At 72.8% G+C, this 13271-nt stretch carries 15 protein-coding genes; 4 read left to right on the top strand and 11 right to left on the bottom strand.

The genetic code is table 11. The annotated features are described in order from the left end of the window. From ACFVUH_RS27400 to ACFVUH_RS27415, 4 genes are read right to left on the bottom strand one after another with little or no spacing between them, the layout of a single operon-like run. On the bottom strand, positions 1-618 hold the full coding sequence (locus ACFVUH_RS27400) for a TOPRIM nucleotidyl transferase/hydrolase domain-containing protein (RefSeq protein ID WP_387915897.1): 618 nt from the start codon (positions 616-618) through the stop codon (positions 1-3). A 55-nt stretch (positions 619-673) separates the two neighbouring features. Next, positions 674-1099: a hypothetical protein gene (locus ACFVUH_RS27405; protein WP_387915898.1), complete on the bottom strand. Its 426-nt coding sequence runs from the start codon at positions 1097-1099 to the stop codon at positions 674-676. Between the two features lie 20 nt (positions 1100-1119). Further along, positions 1120-1764: a response regulator gene (locus ACFVUH_RS27410; protein WP_380686153.1), complete on the bottom strand. Its 645-nt coding sequence runs from the start codon at positions 1762-1764 to the stop codon at positions 1120-1122. Further along, on the bottom strand, positions 1752-2909 hold the full coding sequence (locus ACFVUH_RS27415; RefSeq protein WP_387915900.1) for a sensor histidine kinase: 1158 nt from the start codon (positions 2907-2909) through the stop codon (positions 1752-1754). Before ACFVUH_RS27415 ends, ACFVUH_RS27410 begins: the two co-directional genes overlap by 13 nt. Positions 2910-3088: 179 nt before the next feature. Between ACFVUH_RS27415 and ACFVUH_RS27420 the strand changes: the two genes are divergently transcribed. Beyond that, positions 3089-4267 carry a serine hydrolase domain-containing protein gene (locus ACFVUH_RS27420; protein ID WP_387915902.1) on the top strand — a complete coding sequence of 393 codons (1179 nt, stop codon included), beginning with the start codon at positions 3089-3091 and terminating at the stop codon, positions 4265-4267. Positions 4268-4315: 48 nt separating this feature from the next. On the opposite strand, the gene ACFVUH_RS27425 is transcribed toward ACFVUH_RS27420, so the two are convergent. Together ACFVUH_RS27425 and ACFVUH_RS27430 are read right to left on the bottom strand one after the other, a co-directional pair. After that, positions 4316-5356 carry a hypothetical protein gene (locus tag ACFVUH_RS27425; protein ID WP_387915904.1) on the bottom strand — a complete coding sequence of 347 codons (1041 nt, stop codon included), beginning with the start codon at positions 5354-5356 and terminating at the stop codon, positions 4316-4318. Between the two features lie 31 nt (positions 5357-5387). Next, positions 5388-6434 (bottom strand): protein kinase family protein, encoded by a 1047-nt coding sequence (locus ACFVUH_RS27430; protein WP_387915905.1) that lies wholly within the window; start codon positions 6432-6434, stop codon positions 5388-5390. A 261-nt stretch (positions 6435-6695) separates the two neighbouring features. On the opposite strand from ACFVUH_RS27430, the gene ACFVUH_RS27435 reads away from it, so the two are divergent. Continuing rightward, on the top strand, positions 6696-6929 hold the full coding sequence (locus ACFVUH_RS27435) for a hypothetical protein (RefSeq protein WP_355370494.1): 234 nt from the start codon (positions 6696-6698) through the stop codon (positions 6927-6929). A 53-nt stretch (positions 6930-6982) separates the two neighbouring features. Here the strand turns inward: ACFVUH_RS27435 and ACFVUH_RS27440 are convergent, their stop codons facing one another. The 3 genes from ACFVUH_RS27440 to ACFVUH_RS27450 all read right to left on the bottom strand — a co-directional run bounded on the left by ACFVUH_RS27440 (position 6983) and on the right by ACFVUH_RS27450 (position 9748). Continuing rightward, positions 6983-8065 carry a trypsin-like serine peptidase gene (locus tag ACFVUH_RS27440; protein ID WP_387915908.1) on the bottom strand — a complete coding sequence of 361 codons (1083 nt, stop codon included), beginning with the start codon at positions 8063-8065 and terminating at the stop codon, positions 6983-6985. A 323-nt stretch (positions 8066-8388) separates the two neighbouring features. Beyond that, positions 8389-9132, bottom strand: coding sequence for an NUDIX hydrolase (locus tag ACFVUH_RS27445; RefSeq protein ID WP_387915910.1), 744 nt, complete (start codon positions 9130-9132; stop codon positions 8389-8391). Positions 9133-9163: 31 nt separating this feature from the next. Then, positions 9164-9748, bottom strand: a complete 585-nt coding sequence (locus tag ACFVUH_RS27450) for a hypothetical protein (protein WP_387915912.1) — start codon at positions 9746-9748, stop codon at positions 9164-9166. Positions 9749-9883: 135 nt separating this feature from the next. On the opposite strand from ACFVUH_RS27450, the gene ACFVUH_RS27455 reads away from it, so the two are divergent. Next, positions 9884-10558, top strand: coding sequence for a hypothetical protein (locus ACFVUH_RS27455; protein ID WP_387915914.1), 675 nt, complete (start codon positions 9884-9886; stop codon positions 10556-10558). 49 nt (positions 10559-10607) lie between these two features. On the opposite strand, the gene ACFVUH_RS27460 is transcribed toward ACFVUH_RS27455, so the two are convergent. Beyond that, a complete protein-coding gene (locus tag ACFVUH_RS27460; protein WP_387915916.1) occupies positions 10608-11258 on the bottom strand; it encodes a response regulator in 651 nt (216 codons plus the stop codon). Beyond that, positions 11246-12490 (bottom strand): sensor histidine kinase, encoded by a 1245-nt coding sequence (locus ACFVUH_RS27465; protein ID WP_387916039.1) that lies wholly within the window; start codon positions 12488-12490, stop codon positions 11246-11248. The genes ACFVUH_RS27460 and ACFVUH_RS27465 overlap by 13 nt, the downstream gene beginning before the upstream one ends. A gap of 189 nt (positions 12491-12679) precedes the next feature. Between ACFVUH_RS27465 and ACFVUH_RS27470 the strand changes: the two genes are divergently transcribed. Next, complete coding sequence (locus tag ACFVUH_RS27470) at positions 12680-13192, top strand: DinB family protein (RefSeq protein ID WP_387915918.1); 513 nt, start codon at positions 12680-12682, stop codon at positions 13190-13192. Positions 13193-13271: the final 79 nt, after the last annotated feature.

Raw genomic sequence — 13271 nt, forward strand, 5'->3', positions numbered from 1 at the left:
TCACAGGTGCGCGAGCAGCTCGCGCAGCGGGGCCGGCTCCCGCCCGGCGTCCAGTGCCCCGACCAGCAGGTGCCCGTAGCGGATCTTGCGGCCCGACTTCGTCCCCAGGAACCGCCGCAACTGCCCCTCCGGCCGTCCGCCCTGGTGCGCGGGCTGGCGGACGAAGGTCTGCCAGGCCGGGAGGTCGCCCTCGGCCTCGACGATCTCCGCCACCCGTGCCACGCCCAGCGCGCGGATCAGCTCCTCCTCCAGGTCCGCCACGCACACGAAGAAGCCCTCGCCCGGCGCCCCGGCCCGGTGCAACCCGCGCTCGTAGAAGCCCTGTTCGTTCTCGTCGCAGAGTCCGGCCAGCCGCAGTCCCAGCCCCGGCGGCCCGAGCAGGGCGGCAAAGCGGGCGACGTTCATCGCCCCGCGCATGGAGACGACGCACACCCCTTCGGCGGCCAGGTCCCGGCCCCGCCGGGAGGCCAGCGTCTCGACGGCCGCGAGGTCGCTCGGCCCCTCCACCAGTACGGCCGCCCGCACGCCCAGGCGCTCGGCCAGCTCACCCGCCGGTCCGCCGGGGCCGCCGGCCGCCCAGTCGGTGACCGCGTCCCGGAACGCTTCGATGTCCGCCATGGGGCCGATTCTGCCCCCGCCGGGCCCACCGGTCCCGCCATTTTCCGCAGGAGCGCTACCGGCCGTCGCCGCCGCCGAGCGAGACGTGCAGCGCCTCGAACAGTTCGGTGAGCTCCTCGGTGTCCACCGGGTTCAGTTCGAGCTGCAACCGGCAGACCTCGTCGTCCCCGTGGGGCGTCAGCCGCAGGAGGAGCGCGAACCGGCCCCCGGCGGGTTCGGCGCGCAGGGTCAGCGGGTTGTTGCGCCCGGGCGTCACCCGTTCCGTGAACCCTCCACCCGACGACGAGGGCGCACGCAGCCGGTCGAGCACCCGCACCGCGAAGTCCGCGGCCTCCTCGGCGCTCAGGTGCGTGGTGAAGTCGGCCGTCAGACATGCGTGCCAGTCCGCGGCGACGCGCCACCTGCCCTCGTCGAGCCGTGCCAGTTCCACCCACGCGCCCTCGCCGCCGAGCCGCATCCGCGCACTTCCCATCGTCGTCATGACCGGGACCCTAGCCGCCGTCAGTGACGGCTGAGGTAGGTGAGGACGGCGAGGACGCGGCGGTGGCCGCTGTCGGCGGGGGAGAGGCCGAGCTTGGCGAAGATGTTGCCGATGTGCTTGTGGACGGCGTTCTCGGTGATGACGAGCCGGGTCGCGAGCGTGGCGTTGTCCTTCCCCTCGGCCATCAGGCCGAGGACTTCGCGTTCGCGCGGCGTGAGGGCGGCGATCGGGTCGTGGGCGGGGCGGGTGAGGAGCTGGGCGATCACCTCGGGATCCATCACGGTGCCGCCTGCGGCGACCCGGCGCAGCGCGTCGATGAACTCGCTCACCCGGCTCACCCGGTCCTTGAGGAGGTAGCCGACGCCGCCGCGCCCGTCGGAGACCAGTTCGCCGGCGTACTGCTGCTCGACGTACTGGGAGAGGACCAGCACGGGCAGGCCGGGGTGCCGGCGGCGGGCCTCGATGGCGGCGTGGATGCCCTCGTCGCGGAAGGCCGGTGGCAGCCGGACGTCGACGATGGTGACGTCCGGCCGGTGCTCGGCGACGGCGGCGAGGAAGCCGGGGGCGTCCTGGACGATCGCGGCGACCTGGAAGCCCGCGGCGGTCAGCAGGAGTTCCAGCCCGTTGGAGAGGAGGACGTTGTCCTCGGCGATCACGACCCGCACGGCAGGCTCACGGTGATCGTGGTCGGGCCGCCGCCGGGGCTGTGCAGGCGGAGGGTGCCGTCGAGCGCCAGGACGCGGTGCCGGATCCCGGCGATGCCGGTGCCCCGCGTCTCGTCGGCGCCGCCGACCCCGTCGTCGGAGGCCTCGATCGACAGCCGGTCGCCGTCGCGGGCGACGCGGACGGTGGTCCGGGTGGCCCGGCTGTGCTTGGCGGCGTTGGTGAGCGCCTCGGCGACCGTGAAGTACGCGACGGCCTCGACCGCGGCGGGGACGGTGCCGAGGGTGCCGATCTCCAGGGTGGTGTCGATCGCCGAGCGGCTCCCCAGCGAGGTCAGGGCCCCGGTGAGGCCGCGGTCGGCGAGGATCGGCGGGTAGATCGTCCGGATCACCGCGCGCAGCTCCGTCATGGCCTCCTCGGCGCTCTCGTGCGCCTCCTCCAGGAGCCTGGCCAGCATCCGGGGGTCGGTGTCCTGCAGCTCACGCGCCAGGCCCAGGCGCATCGCGATGGCCACCAGCCGGGCCTGGGTGCCGTCGTGCAGATCGCGTTCGATGCGGCGCAGTTCCAGACCGTGCGCGTTGATGGCCCCGGCCCGGGTCTCGGTCAGCGTCTCCACCCGCCGCGCCAGCTGCTCGGCGGCGGTGGGGGAGAGCAGCGCCACACAGCTCCGGGCGTGCAGACGCGCCAGCAGCGGGACGAGCCAGAGGGTCAGCGCCGCGAGTACGACGAACTGTGCCGTCCCCCACGTCAGCGCGGTGCCCCAGCCGGTCAGCGGCACGCCGGCGGCGAAGCCGCCCGCGCGGGTGCCGGCGGGCAGCGCCCACCACAGGGGCACGGTGACGGCCGTCGTCAGCGTGTTGCCCGCGCACGCCACCGCGACGAGCCCGAACGCCGGGCCGCTCACCACGGAGGTGCCCAGCCACCCGAGTGCGTGCCACGTCCCGACCCGGACGGGACCGTCGTCCGGTGCGCGCAGCAGCCGGCCGGCGCGGCGGCGGTGCCAGGACGCCCAGGCCCGCGCCGCCCTCGGGACGAGGAGGAGTACGGGCAGCGCGGCCAGGGCGAGCGCGGCGGCGCCCAGGCTTCCCAGCAGATAGCCCAGCGCGCGCCACGTCGCCGACAGCCGATCGGTCCCCCGGTGCTTCATCCGCCCAAGTCTGAGGCATGATCACCGGGCCCGGCACTACAGCCCACCACCCTGTTTTCCCGCCCGTGGGCGGTAGCGCGGGCGCACCTCGGCCGGACCTACCGTCAACGCCCATGACGACCCGACCGATGATCCGACAGACAACCCGATCGACGACCCGATCGACGACCCGATCGACGATGCGATCCTTCGCACGGAGCCTGGCGCTGGGCGCCGTCGTGACGGCGACCCTCGCCACCACCGTGCCCGGCGCGACGGCCGCCGCCGAGCGCCCGGAGGCACGCCTGCAGCGCGACGCCGACGCGATCACCGCACTCGGCGTGACGGGCGTGCAGGCCCGCCTGACCACCTCCGCCGGCGGCAACGCGACCGTCACCAGCGGCGTCGGCGATCTGGCGGACGGGCGGCCGGTGTCGGCCGACGGCCACTTCCGGATCGCCAGCGTCACCAAGACCTTCGTGGCCACCGTGGTCCTGCAACTCGTCGGCGAGGGCCGGCTCTCGCTGGACGACCGGGTCGAGCGGTGGCTGCCCGGCGTGGTGTCCGGCAACGGCAACGACGGGCGCGCGATCACCGTCCGTCAGCTGCTCCAGCACACCGGCGGCCTCCACGACGACCACCCGGACTACACCTCGGCGGAGGACTTCCAGCGGTACCGGTACGACAGCTGGACGCCCGAGCAGATCGTCGCCCGGGCGATGGGCCACCGCCCGGACTCCGAGCCCGGTGAGCAGTGGCGCTACGGCAACACCGGCTACGTCCTGCTCGGCATGATCATCGAGCGGGTCACCGGGAAGACCTGGGACGTGGAGGTCGGGGAGCGGATCTCCCGGCCGCTCGGCCTCGACCACACCTTCCGGCCGGGGACGTCCCCCACGCTGCCCCAGCCGCATGCCCGCACCTACCAGAGCTTCGGGCCCGGCGAGCCGCTGGTGGACGTCACCGAGCAGGTCGGCTCGGGCACCAACGGGGAGGCGGGGCTGGTCTCCACCACCGCCGACCTCGACCGGTTCTTCGGTGCCCTGCTCGGCGGCCGGCTGCTGCCGCCGGCGCAGCTGGCGCAGATGAAGCGGACCGTCCGGATCGGCCAGGAGTTCCGCGAGCTCATGCCGCGCGCCCGCGACGGCCTGGGGCTGTTCTCCCGCCCGCTGTCCTGCGGCGGGCGGTACTGGGGCCACGAGGGCGGCGACGCCGGCTGGGTCACCGCCACCGGAGCCACCGCCGACGGCCGGCGCACCGTCACGGTCTCGCTGTCGGGCGTGCGCGCCGCCTCCGCGGACGAGGTGCTGGACGTGGAGCGGGCCATGAGCAAGCTGGTCGACGACGCCCTGTGCGCGGCGCCGGGCGCACGCTCGTAGAAGCGTCGGCGGAGTGGGAAGTCGGCGGGTCCGACTTCCCACTCCGCGCTACCGCGCGTCGGCGGTCCGTGCGCTCGCCGCCGCCGCGATCATGCGGTGCATGACGGCCACCGGCAGGCTCGGGTTGACGGCGGCGTCCTCGGCGGTGAACGGGTCCCGGAGCGCGGCGGCCAGCAGCGCCGGGGGCAGGGCCGGGTGCCGGTGGGCGAAGCTGTTGAGGTAGGAGACGTCGTCGGCGGCCAGCGCGGCGACGGTCGCGGGGGAGAGCCGGGGGTCGTGGGCGGCCTCCCGGCGGACCATCGGGTCCGGGTCGCGGGCGAGGCGCTCGGCGTCGGCGGCGGTGGACGCGGGGTCGTCCAGGGCGAGCCGGCGCATGTGCGGGCGGGGGTCGTCGAGGAAGCGGAGCAGGCCGTCACGGGGGAAGTGGGGATGGTTGAGCGGGCGGCCGGGGAAGGAGAAGCTACCGGTCCAGCCCTCCTCCCAGAGGCCGAGCAGCAGCTCGGCGGGGGCGTCGTCGCAGGACTCGGTGAGGAAGAGGCGGACGGCGAAGTCCTCGTCCTGGGCGAGCAGTTCGACGACGTCCGGGGGCAGCCGGCCGGCGCGGGCGACGCTGCGGCGGACCCAGGCCTTCGGCGAGGCGGCCAACTGCCGCATGGCGGCCGGGTCGTGGTGGAGGGCGGCGACCCAGGGCAGGGCGTAGGTCCGGTCGCTCGGGTCGATGTCGGGGACGGCGTCGGCCAGTTCGGCGATTCCCTCCGGCGTCGCGGGCGGCTCGGAATCCGGGCTGCGGCCGGGTTCGGGGGCGGGTTCGCCTTCACGGGCCGCGTCGGCCGCCTTCCGCAGCTGCTCGTGGTCGGCCCGCCCGGCGGTGGCGGCGAGCAGACGGTCCCACCGGGCGGGCGAGAGGTTGCTGCGGCGGAGGAGGCCGGTGTGTCCGGCGTCGAGGAGGGCGAGGTGGACGTCCGTCGGGGCGGCCTCGTTGAAGACCAGGCAGTCCAGCCATATCTCGACGAGCTCCGCGCCCGGTCCGGGCGGCGCGAACAGCGGGGCCCACACGGCGTCGTCGTCCGGGTGATCGTCGGTCTCCACCGGGGCAGGGTAGCGGAGGCGCGGGAACGGGCTACCCGGCGTCGGCCGTGACGCGGTCGAGTTCGGCGGCGGGGTACGGCGTGCGCTTGCTCTCGGTGAGCAGCCGGCGCTGGAAGCCGCCCAGGACGACGGCGGTCCGGGCGTGCCGGTCGACGATGGCCGCGACCTCCGTCGGGACGCCGTCGGGCCGCCGGCCGGCGAGCCACTGCTCCAGGAAGGCGGTCGGCTCGGTGTCGCCCCGGTAGGGGGTGAGGAGGTGGTGGCGGAGCAGGTGGGTCACGGTGTGGTCGCGGTCGTAGGCGCGGTGGTGGGCGAAGAACTGCCGTTCTTCCGGGGCGAGTTCGAAGTCCGTGCTGAGTGCGAGCCCGAAGTCCGCGAAGTAGACGCGGCGGCCGTCGGTGAGGAGGTTCTCGAAGTGGGCGTCGAAGTGCACGAGCCCGCGCGAGCGCATGAAGGCCGCGCCCCGCGCCACGGCGTCGGCCGCCCACCCGTACCGGCCCGCGTCCCGCTGCTCGTGCAGCCAGGCGGTGAGCGTCTGCGGCACGTGCTCCAGGAAGAGCACCAGGCTGTGGCCGGCCCGTCCGATCGCCTCCAGCCGTTCGCGCACGGCCGGGGAACCGTCCCAGTGGGCGACGGCGCCGTCGACGCCGCCGAGGTAGTCCATGAAGCCCTCGGGCGGTGTGTCGGGCAGCACGCGCCAGTGGTACATCAGCGGGAAGCCGTCGTACTCGCCGCCCAGGACCCAGTGGGTGGCCATGGTGTGCGCGGCCAGCTCCCGCCAGGCGCCGAACCCGGCCGAGCCGATCCCGTACTGGTAGAAGGTGGGCAGGCCGAAGTGGTTCGCCGTGGAGCGGACGTTCTCCGGGCGGAGTTCGAGGTCCGTCAGCGGCACCTTCTTGACGAACACCCGCGTCCCGTCGACCTCCAGAGCCGCCGAGGTGCCGCCGACGCCGGTCCCGAGGGGCCGGGCGTCGGCCACGACCTCACCGAGCCGCCGGTCGCCGAGCAGCGACAGGCGGGTCGCGATGGAACCGTAGGCGGCGAGCCGGGCCGGCTCCGGGGCTTCGACGTGACGCAACTGCCGCTCCTCGCTCGGTGATCACGCCAACATAGGTGACGCTGCCGGCCCGGGGCGACCGTCTTCCGGGTGGGCGGCGTACTCGTAGGTGTTCTGCGATGCCTCGTTCCCGTTGCCAACTGGTCGACTGGCACAGCGTGTCGCTGCGAACCGGGTCGACGGAGGTACCTGATGGCGCCTACTCTCCTGTTGGGAAACGAAGTTGCCGCGTAGGCCGCCCCGGCCGGCGGAGCTGGCCCGAGTCCTGGAGAGGGAGCGGCGATGATGAAGCGGACTCGCCTGGTGCTGGCGGCCACGGCCGGGGTTCTGGTCGTAGCGGGCACGGCCACCGCAGTGGCCGTGGCCGGCGATTCTGCGGGCGTGGTCGTACAGGAGGATCTTCCGCTCTCGCCCGAGATGCAGCGATACGTGAAGGATCCGGCCGCATTCGAGGAACTCCTGCGCACGAGTCCCCCCACGCCGCTGATGGAACGAGTGCACCCGTCTGGGAAGTAGAGGCGGACGTGGGTCCGCGACGTCTGTCACGGACCCACGGTCCTGCGGGTTGATCAGTTGGCGTTGAGCCAGTTGATCACGCCGGCGGCGTTTCCTCCGTGGTTGGACGAGTAGAGGTAGTTCTCGACCCACTGGTTATGGTCGTCGGCGATGCGGTGGCTGTTCGTTCCCACGATCTGGCTGTTGACACCGAAGTTGATGATCATGGGGCCGCCGCTGGCTCCGCCACCCATGTCGCAGGCAAGCTTGAGGCGGTTGTCGAGCGGATTCCAGTTGCCGGCGTCTACGGCGTTGCCGTGGCAGTACATCGGCTTGGTTCCGTTGTAGAGCTCTGCGCTCGTGCGGTTGTACCCGTCGACGGGGTAGCCGAGCGAAGTGACGTCGTCGATATCGGAGTCACTGTTGAATCGGTAGCCGTAGGCTCCGGTCCAATCTTGAAGATTTCCGTACCCAGCCTCCGGCGCGGCGACGATCCCGCCGCCGACATCGCCCCAGTGGAAGTCACTGTCGTTCGCCCAGGCGGATGAGACGATGCCTTTCTGAAGGGGCCAGTATCCCCACGGAGCGGTTTCATCGTATCCGGGGGCAAAAACGAAGTTCGAGTAGAATCCCCCATTCTTTCCTCCGTGGATGCAGTGGCCTGCAGTCCAGATCGAGTTCTTGTTGTTTGACACGATGGCGGAGGCGGTGCATGAACTGTACCCGCCGTCGCCCGTCGAGAAGAAGAGCCTGCCCGCGATGTTGACCTGCCATCCGAGCGGCGACGCCAGGTCCGAGCGCGAGAGGTCGGCGATTGCGCTGTTGGTGGTGAGCGGCGAGGCCGTGACTGCGGCCCTGCCCGTAGGGGCTGCGGCGTTCGCCGCCACGGGGCCATGCTCCCGCACTTTCCTCTGATTCTTCTGTGCCTTCTCGTGAGCCCTCTTGGCGGACTCGAACGTGACGACCGGAGCGGGCAGCTCGTTCTCTGCTGCGCGCTGCAGACGCTCGGGTGTCCAGAATTCACGCAAGGATTCGGCCGACTGGCGGAACTCGATTGTCGTGACACCGTCGGCGGAGAGTTGGGTGGACTCGGGGGCGGCCTGCGCCATTCCAGCCCCAGCTGTCGAGGTAGCGAGAACTGCGGCCACTGCCAGCATGCGGCGAACTATCAAGTCCAGTTGCCCTTCTGGTTGATTCGTCGTGCGTGCACGGCTTGCTGGATAACCGTAACGATCGGATGGTGATCGAAATTTGAATACGGTAGCACTGGCTGAAATCTGTGCAGGACCGTCCGGAAGCCGTCGGTATCGATGGCGGGAATGTCACCTTCTCGGGATGATTGGCGGGATGTGACGACGTCGGTTGCCGGCTGAAGCTGTCATCGACGGGCAGCCCGAGCGCCACACAAGACCCGTGAGTCCCACAAGTCGCCGCCACCACGCCTCGTCCCTGCTCTGGACCTGATCTTCGAAGACGATCTCTAGCCCGGCGGCCGGAGGCGGGCGAAGCGGCGGACGACCGGGGCGAGGTAGTCGGCGTGCGGGCCGGGGAGGCCCGGCAGGTCGGCGGGGGAGCGGACGAAGGCCAGCTCGACCAGCTCCCGTTCGGGCGGCGCGAGGGCGCCGAACCGCTCGCGCAGTGCCGCTTCGGGTTGCGGCGGGGCGAGGAAGAGCACGCCGACGCTGCCGTACCGGCCCCGGGTGACCGCCCACATTGCCAACTCGCCCGGCCCGGCGGTCACTCCGGTCTCCTCGGTCAGTTCCCGGGCGGCGTTGCGGCGCAGCGCGGCGAGGTCCAGGCGCTCGCCGTCGGGCGGGGGTTCGACGGCGCCGCCGGGCGGTTGCCAGCGTCCGGGGGCGGCGGTGGTCGGGGACATCCGGCCGACGAGCAGACGGCCGTCGTCGGTGGGCTGCAGGACGCTCACGGAGAGGGAGGCGGTGGGGGCGGCGGACGCGGTGACATGGCGGAGCGCGTAGTGCCGGTACGTCACGCGCGTCCAGAAGACGTGGAGTTCGCCCGGCCGGGGCCACGAGGTGCCCGCGCACGCCACCACCGGGCCGTCGAAGAGTGTGGGATTGGCCAGGACCATCTCCGCCCAGACGCGGTCCCGGGCCCGCCGCTCCTCGGCGGTCAGGCGGGCGGCGGGCACTTCGACGAGCCGGATGCGGCGGGCGCCGAGCACCTCGGCGGGCGGCGGGAGGAACGGCGAGGGTGTCTCGGGCATCCGCCCATGGAAGCAGGAACGGGCCGCGCGGTCAGCTCGGCGCGACGGGTGCGTTCGGGAAGCCGTAGGCGCGGTCGGCGGCGGTCACCACCCAGAGCGGGAACTGCTCCGGCCGGATCGGCGGCGAGGCGGGGAAGTCGGGGCGCAGCGCGGCGTCGGGGAAGAAGACGACCCGGCAGCGGTGGCAGAACCGGGCGGCCTGCCAGACGTGCTGGTTGCGCTGCCAGACGGCGTGCAGCGGGCCGTAGTTCTCGACGAAGCCGCGTTCGTGGCGGCGGCGCGAGACGACGTGGGTGATCAGGCCGACGGCGAGCAGGAGCCCGGGGACGGTGAGCGCGCCGACGAAGTAGGCGATCAGCGCGACCGTTTCGGCGCCTTCGTGGTCCTCCCTGAAGGCCTTGGCGAGGCCCAGGAGACCGAACACGGCGAACACGCCCGCGAGGGCGTAGAAGGTGGTCGCCACGACGCTCCGGTGCCGGCCCGGCTGCGGTGGGGGCGGCGGGGCGAGCAGGGCCCGGGTCGGCTCGTCGAGCGGTGGCTCGGCGGTGGGTTCGAGGGCGTGCGGGACGGCGACGGACTGGTCCGAGGCGGAGCACTGCGGGCAGGTGGCGCTCACGAGCGGTCGGCTCCTGGGGCAGCGGCGGGAGTTGGTGCGCGAAGTACAGCACAGAAGACCGACACGCGGGTGGACCGGTCGGCGGGGCGGAAACCCGGGGGACAGGGTGCGTCCGGATGGGATACGAATTGTCCGGTGAAGTGGAGCACCACGGTCCACCAGGTCCGGCACGGCGGCGAGGAGTACCGGGTGGTGAAGGCCGGCCCGAGGTCGGGTCGGGCCGTGCTGTACGACAACGGCTGGTCGCTGGACATGTACGTGGACCGGCAGGCGGCGGAGAGCCTGGCGGTGGCGTGGGGGCTGGCCGCACGGTCGCGGCGGTCGCTGGTGTACGTGCCGCTGAAGGCGGGGCGCGAGGGGCCGGCGGGGATCGGCGAGTGGCAGCGGTCGTCGGTGGTGCTGGACCTGGTGCTGGTGCAGCCCGCGTTGGGGTTCCCGCCCTCGCGCTGGAAGGCGGTGCGGGGCCGGCTGGGCGCCGGGAGGCCGCACACGATGGAGATCCCCGCAACCGACTTCCCGAGGGGCGGCGAGGACGACGACCGGCCCGCGCGCCGTGGCAATCGGCGCGACGAGCTGCGCTTCGGCCACGCCGCCGGGACGCTGTTCCTCACCGGCACCGCCACGGCGTTCCGCTCGACCGGCGCACTGGTGCACGCACTGGTGACCGACGGCCCGGCCCGCGCCCTGGACTACCCCGGGACCCACGAGTGCGTGACCCTGGAGCACGACGGCGCCCGGCACGGACGCCCCCTGCGCCACGGCCCGGGCATGATGCACATCGAGTACGCCCACGGCTGGAAGGTGGCGTGAGAGCCCGGCGGCGGTCGCGCGCCTGCGGCATCGGCCGGGTTCCGGCCGGTCAGGTTCCTGACGCCGCCAGGAACCTCAGCACCGCGAGGACGCGGCGGTGGTCCGCGTCGGCGGTGGGGAGGTCGAGTTTGGCGAAGATGTTGTTGATGTGCTTGGCCACCGCGCTCTCGCTGACCACCAGTGCCTGCGCGATGCCGGCGTTGGAGCGGCCCTCGGCCATGACGCCGAGGACGTCGCGTTCGCGCGGGGTGAGCCGCTTCAGCGGGTCCAGGTCGCGGCGCAGCAGGAGTTGTGAGACGACCTGCGGATCCAGTGCCGTGCCGCCTTCCGCCACCCGCCGCACCGCCGCCACGAACTCCGCTACATCGGCGACGCGCTGCTTGAGCAGGTAGCCGACGCCGCCGGTGTTGGTGGAGAGCAGTTCGGCCGCGTACCGCTCCTCCACGTACTGCGACAGCAGCACCACCGCCGTCCCCGGCCAGCGCCGACGGATCTCCACCGCGGCGCGCACCCCCTCGTCGGTGAAGCCCGGCGGCATCCGGACGTCGACCAGCGCGAGTTCGGGCCGGTGCTCCGCCACCGCCGCCAACAGTGCCTCGCCGTCCCCGGCTTCGGTGGCGACCTGGAACCCGCCCATCTCCAGCACCTTGACCAGGCCGACCCGCAACAGCACCGAGTCCTCGGCGATCACCGCTCGCACGGCAACTCCGCCGTCACCGTGGTCGGTCCGCCGATGGGACTGCTGACCTGCAGGGTGCCGTCGAGGGAGCCGACCCGCTTGGCCAGCCCGCTCAGTCCCGTGCCGGCGCGGGCGTCGGCCCCGCCCAGCCCGTCGTCGGTGATGTTCACCCGCAGCACCTTACCGACCTGCCGGACGGTCACTTCGGCACGCGTCGCGCGGGCGTGCTTGGTCACGTTGCTCAACGCCTCCGAGACCACGAAGTACGCCACCGACTCCACGGCGGGCGCCGCCCGCTCCGCCAGGTCGACCCGCAGGCGCACCGGCAGGGGCGCCCGGGCAGCCAGTCCGGACAGCGCCGCGTCCAGGCCCCGGTCTTCGAGCACGGCCGGATGCAGGCCCCGGACCAGGTCGTTGAGTTCCTCGATCGCCTGCTTGGCCTCCAGGTGTGCCCCGGCGAGCGCTTCGCGGGCTCCGGCCGGCAGGTCGGGCTGGGTGGCCATCGCCAGGCCCAGGTTGACCGCGAGCGAGACCAACCGCTGCTGGGTGCCGTCGTGCAGATCGCGCTCGATGCGGCGGCGCTCGGCGTCGACGGCTTCGATCAGGCCGGTGCGGCTCTGGTCCAACGCGTCCACCCGCTCGCGGAGTTGCTGGGCCGGGCTGGGCCCGAGCAGAGCCATCGCCGCACGCGTCTCGCCGCGGGCCGCCGCCCCCGCCGCCCACGGTACGGCGCAGAGCAGGACGAGTCCGCCCAGCGTGTAGCACGGAAGTTGCGTCGTGGCGCCGAACCACTTCTCGCGCACCTCCACCGGCAGCTCCCACGCCCAGGCGGAGCAGCCGGCGCCCGCCAGGCCCACGGGCAGCGCCATGAGCACCAGCAGTTCCGACACCGCCAGGACCGGGCCCAGCAGGAGGTGGTAGCCGAGCTGCCCCCAGGTGCGCGGCGCGCGGAGCCAACGGGCGGCCGCCGCCCCCGGCCACCGCCGCTCCGGCGCGGGCGTCGGCCGGGGGAGGAACACGCCGAGCAGCGCCCGGTGCCGGGCCCGCTGGACAGCCGTCAGCACCGGCACGCCGAGCAGGATCACGGCGACCGAGGCGGGCAGCCCGAGCGGCCAGTTCCCGGCCTCGACGGAGGTCGCCACGCCCCAGCTCCACACCGGCACCAGCGCCAGGTGCGGCAGGACGCCGGCAGCCAGGAAACCGGCGTCCCGCCGCGCCCGAAGGACCGAGCGCCGCAGCCCGGGAGGAATCATCACGGCTCGAACCTAGATCACCACGACCGGTGCGTGCCATGCGCCCAGGACCCGGTCCGATGGTGAAACCAGTACCACCAAGGGGCTGACTCACCGTCACGTCAGGTCCTGGTGCCGCAGCAGGCAACGTTCGCCCTGTCGGAGGTCCTGCCGGTGGAGGGCTTCGGCCGTTGCCGACATAATCGACCGATGAGCTCGATCGAACGGCCTTTGCCGCCCCTGAACGCCGACGAGCGCACCACGCTCGAAAGCTGGCTTGACTTTCACCGCGTCACCCTCGCCAGGAAGTGCGAGGGCCTGGACGATGGGCAGGCCGCCGTCGCGTCCGTGCAACCGTCCGGCTTCACCTTGACCGGCCTCGTCCAGCACATGGCGGAGGTGGAGCGGAACTGGTTCCGCCGAGTGTTCGCCGGAGAGCAGGCCCCGCCCATCTACGACCCGCAGGCCGACCCGTCTGCCCCCGACGGCGGCTTCGAACTGGCCGAGGGCGCCACACTGCACGACGCTCTGGCCACCTGGCACGCGGAGATCGCCCGCAGCCGCGAGCTCTGCGCCGTCCGTGCCCTGACCGACACAGGCCGCTTCATGGAGCAGGACGTCAGCCTCCGCTGGATCTACGTCCACATGATCGAGGAGTACGCCCGCCACAACGGCCACGCCGACCTGCTCCGGGAGCGCATCGACGGCACCACTGGTGTATGACACCGGATCAGTTGGGGTCCGGCCTATCGTGAGGTGACGCGCCGCCGGACTCCGGTCCGGGCGGCGCGTCGTGTCAGAG

The sequence above is a fragment of the Kitasatospora sp. NPDC058032 genome, from assembly GCF_042885845.1.
Lineage (GTDB): Bacteria > Actinomycetota > Actinomycetes > Streptomycetales > Streptomycetaceae > Kitasatospora.

What these genes read in the sequence shown, in the direction of transcription:
- ACFVUH_RS27400 (WP_387915897.1), bottom strand. Translation starts at nt 618, where the DNA reads ATGGCGGACATCGAAGCGTTCCGGGACGCGGTCACCGACTGGGCGGCC.
- ACFVUH_RS27405 (WP_387915898.1), bottom strand. Translation starts at nt 1,099, where the DNA reads ATGACGACGATGGGAAGTGCGCGGATGCGGCTCGGCGGCGAGGGCGCG.
- ACFVUH_RS27415 (WP_387915900.1), bottom strand. Translation starts at nt 2,909, where the DNA reads ATGAAGCACCGGGGGACCGATCGGCTGTCGGCGACGTGGCGCGCGCTG.
- ACFVUH_RS27420 (WP_387915902.1), top strand. Translation starts at nt 3,089, where the DNA reads ATGCGATCCTTCGCACGGAGCCTGGCGCTGGGCGCCGTCGTGACGGCG.
- ACFVUH_RS27435 (WP_355370494.1), top strand. Translation starts at nt 6,696, where the DNA reads ATGATGAAGCGGACTCGCCTGGTGCTGGCGGCCACGGCCGGGGTTCTG.
- ACFVUH_RS27440 (WP_387915908.1), bottom strand. Translation starts at nt 8,065, where the DNA reads ATGCTGGCAGTGGCCGCAGTTCTCGCTACCTCGACAGCTGGGGCTGGA.
- ACFVUH_RS27445 (WP_387915910.1), bottom strand. Translation starts at nt 9,132, where the DNA reads ATGCCCGAGACACCCTCGCCGTTCCTCCCGCCGCCCGCCGAGGTGCTC.
- ACFVUH_RS27465 (WP_387916039.1), bottom strand. Translation starts at nt 12,490, where the DNA reads ATGATTCCTCCCGGGCTGCGGCGCTCGGTCCTTCGGGCGCGGCGGGAC.
- ACFVUH_RS27470 (WP_387915918.1), top strand. Translation starts at nt 12,680, where the DNA reads ATGAGCTCGATCGAACGGCCTTTGCCGCCCCTGAACGCCGACGAGCGC.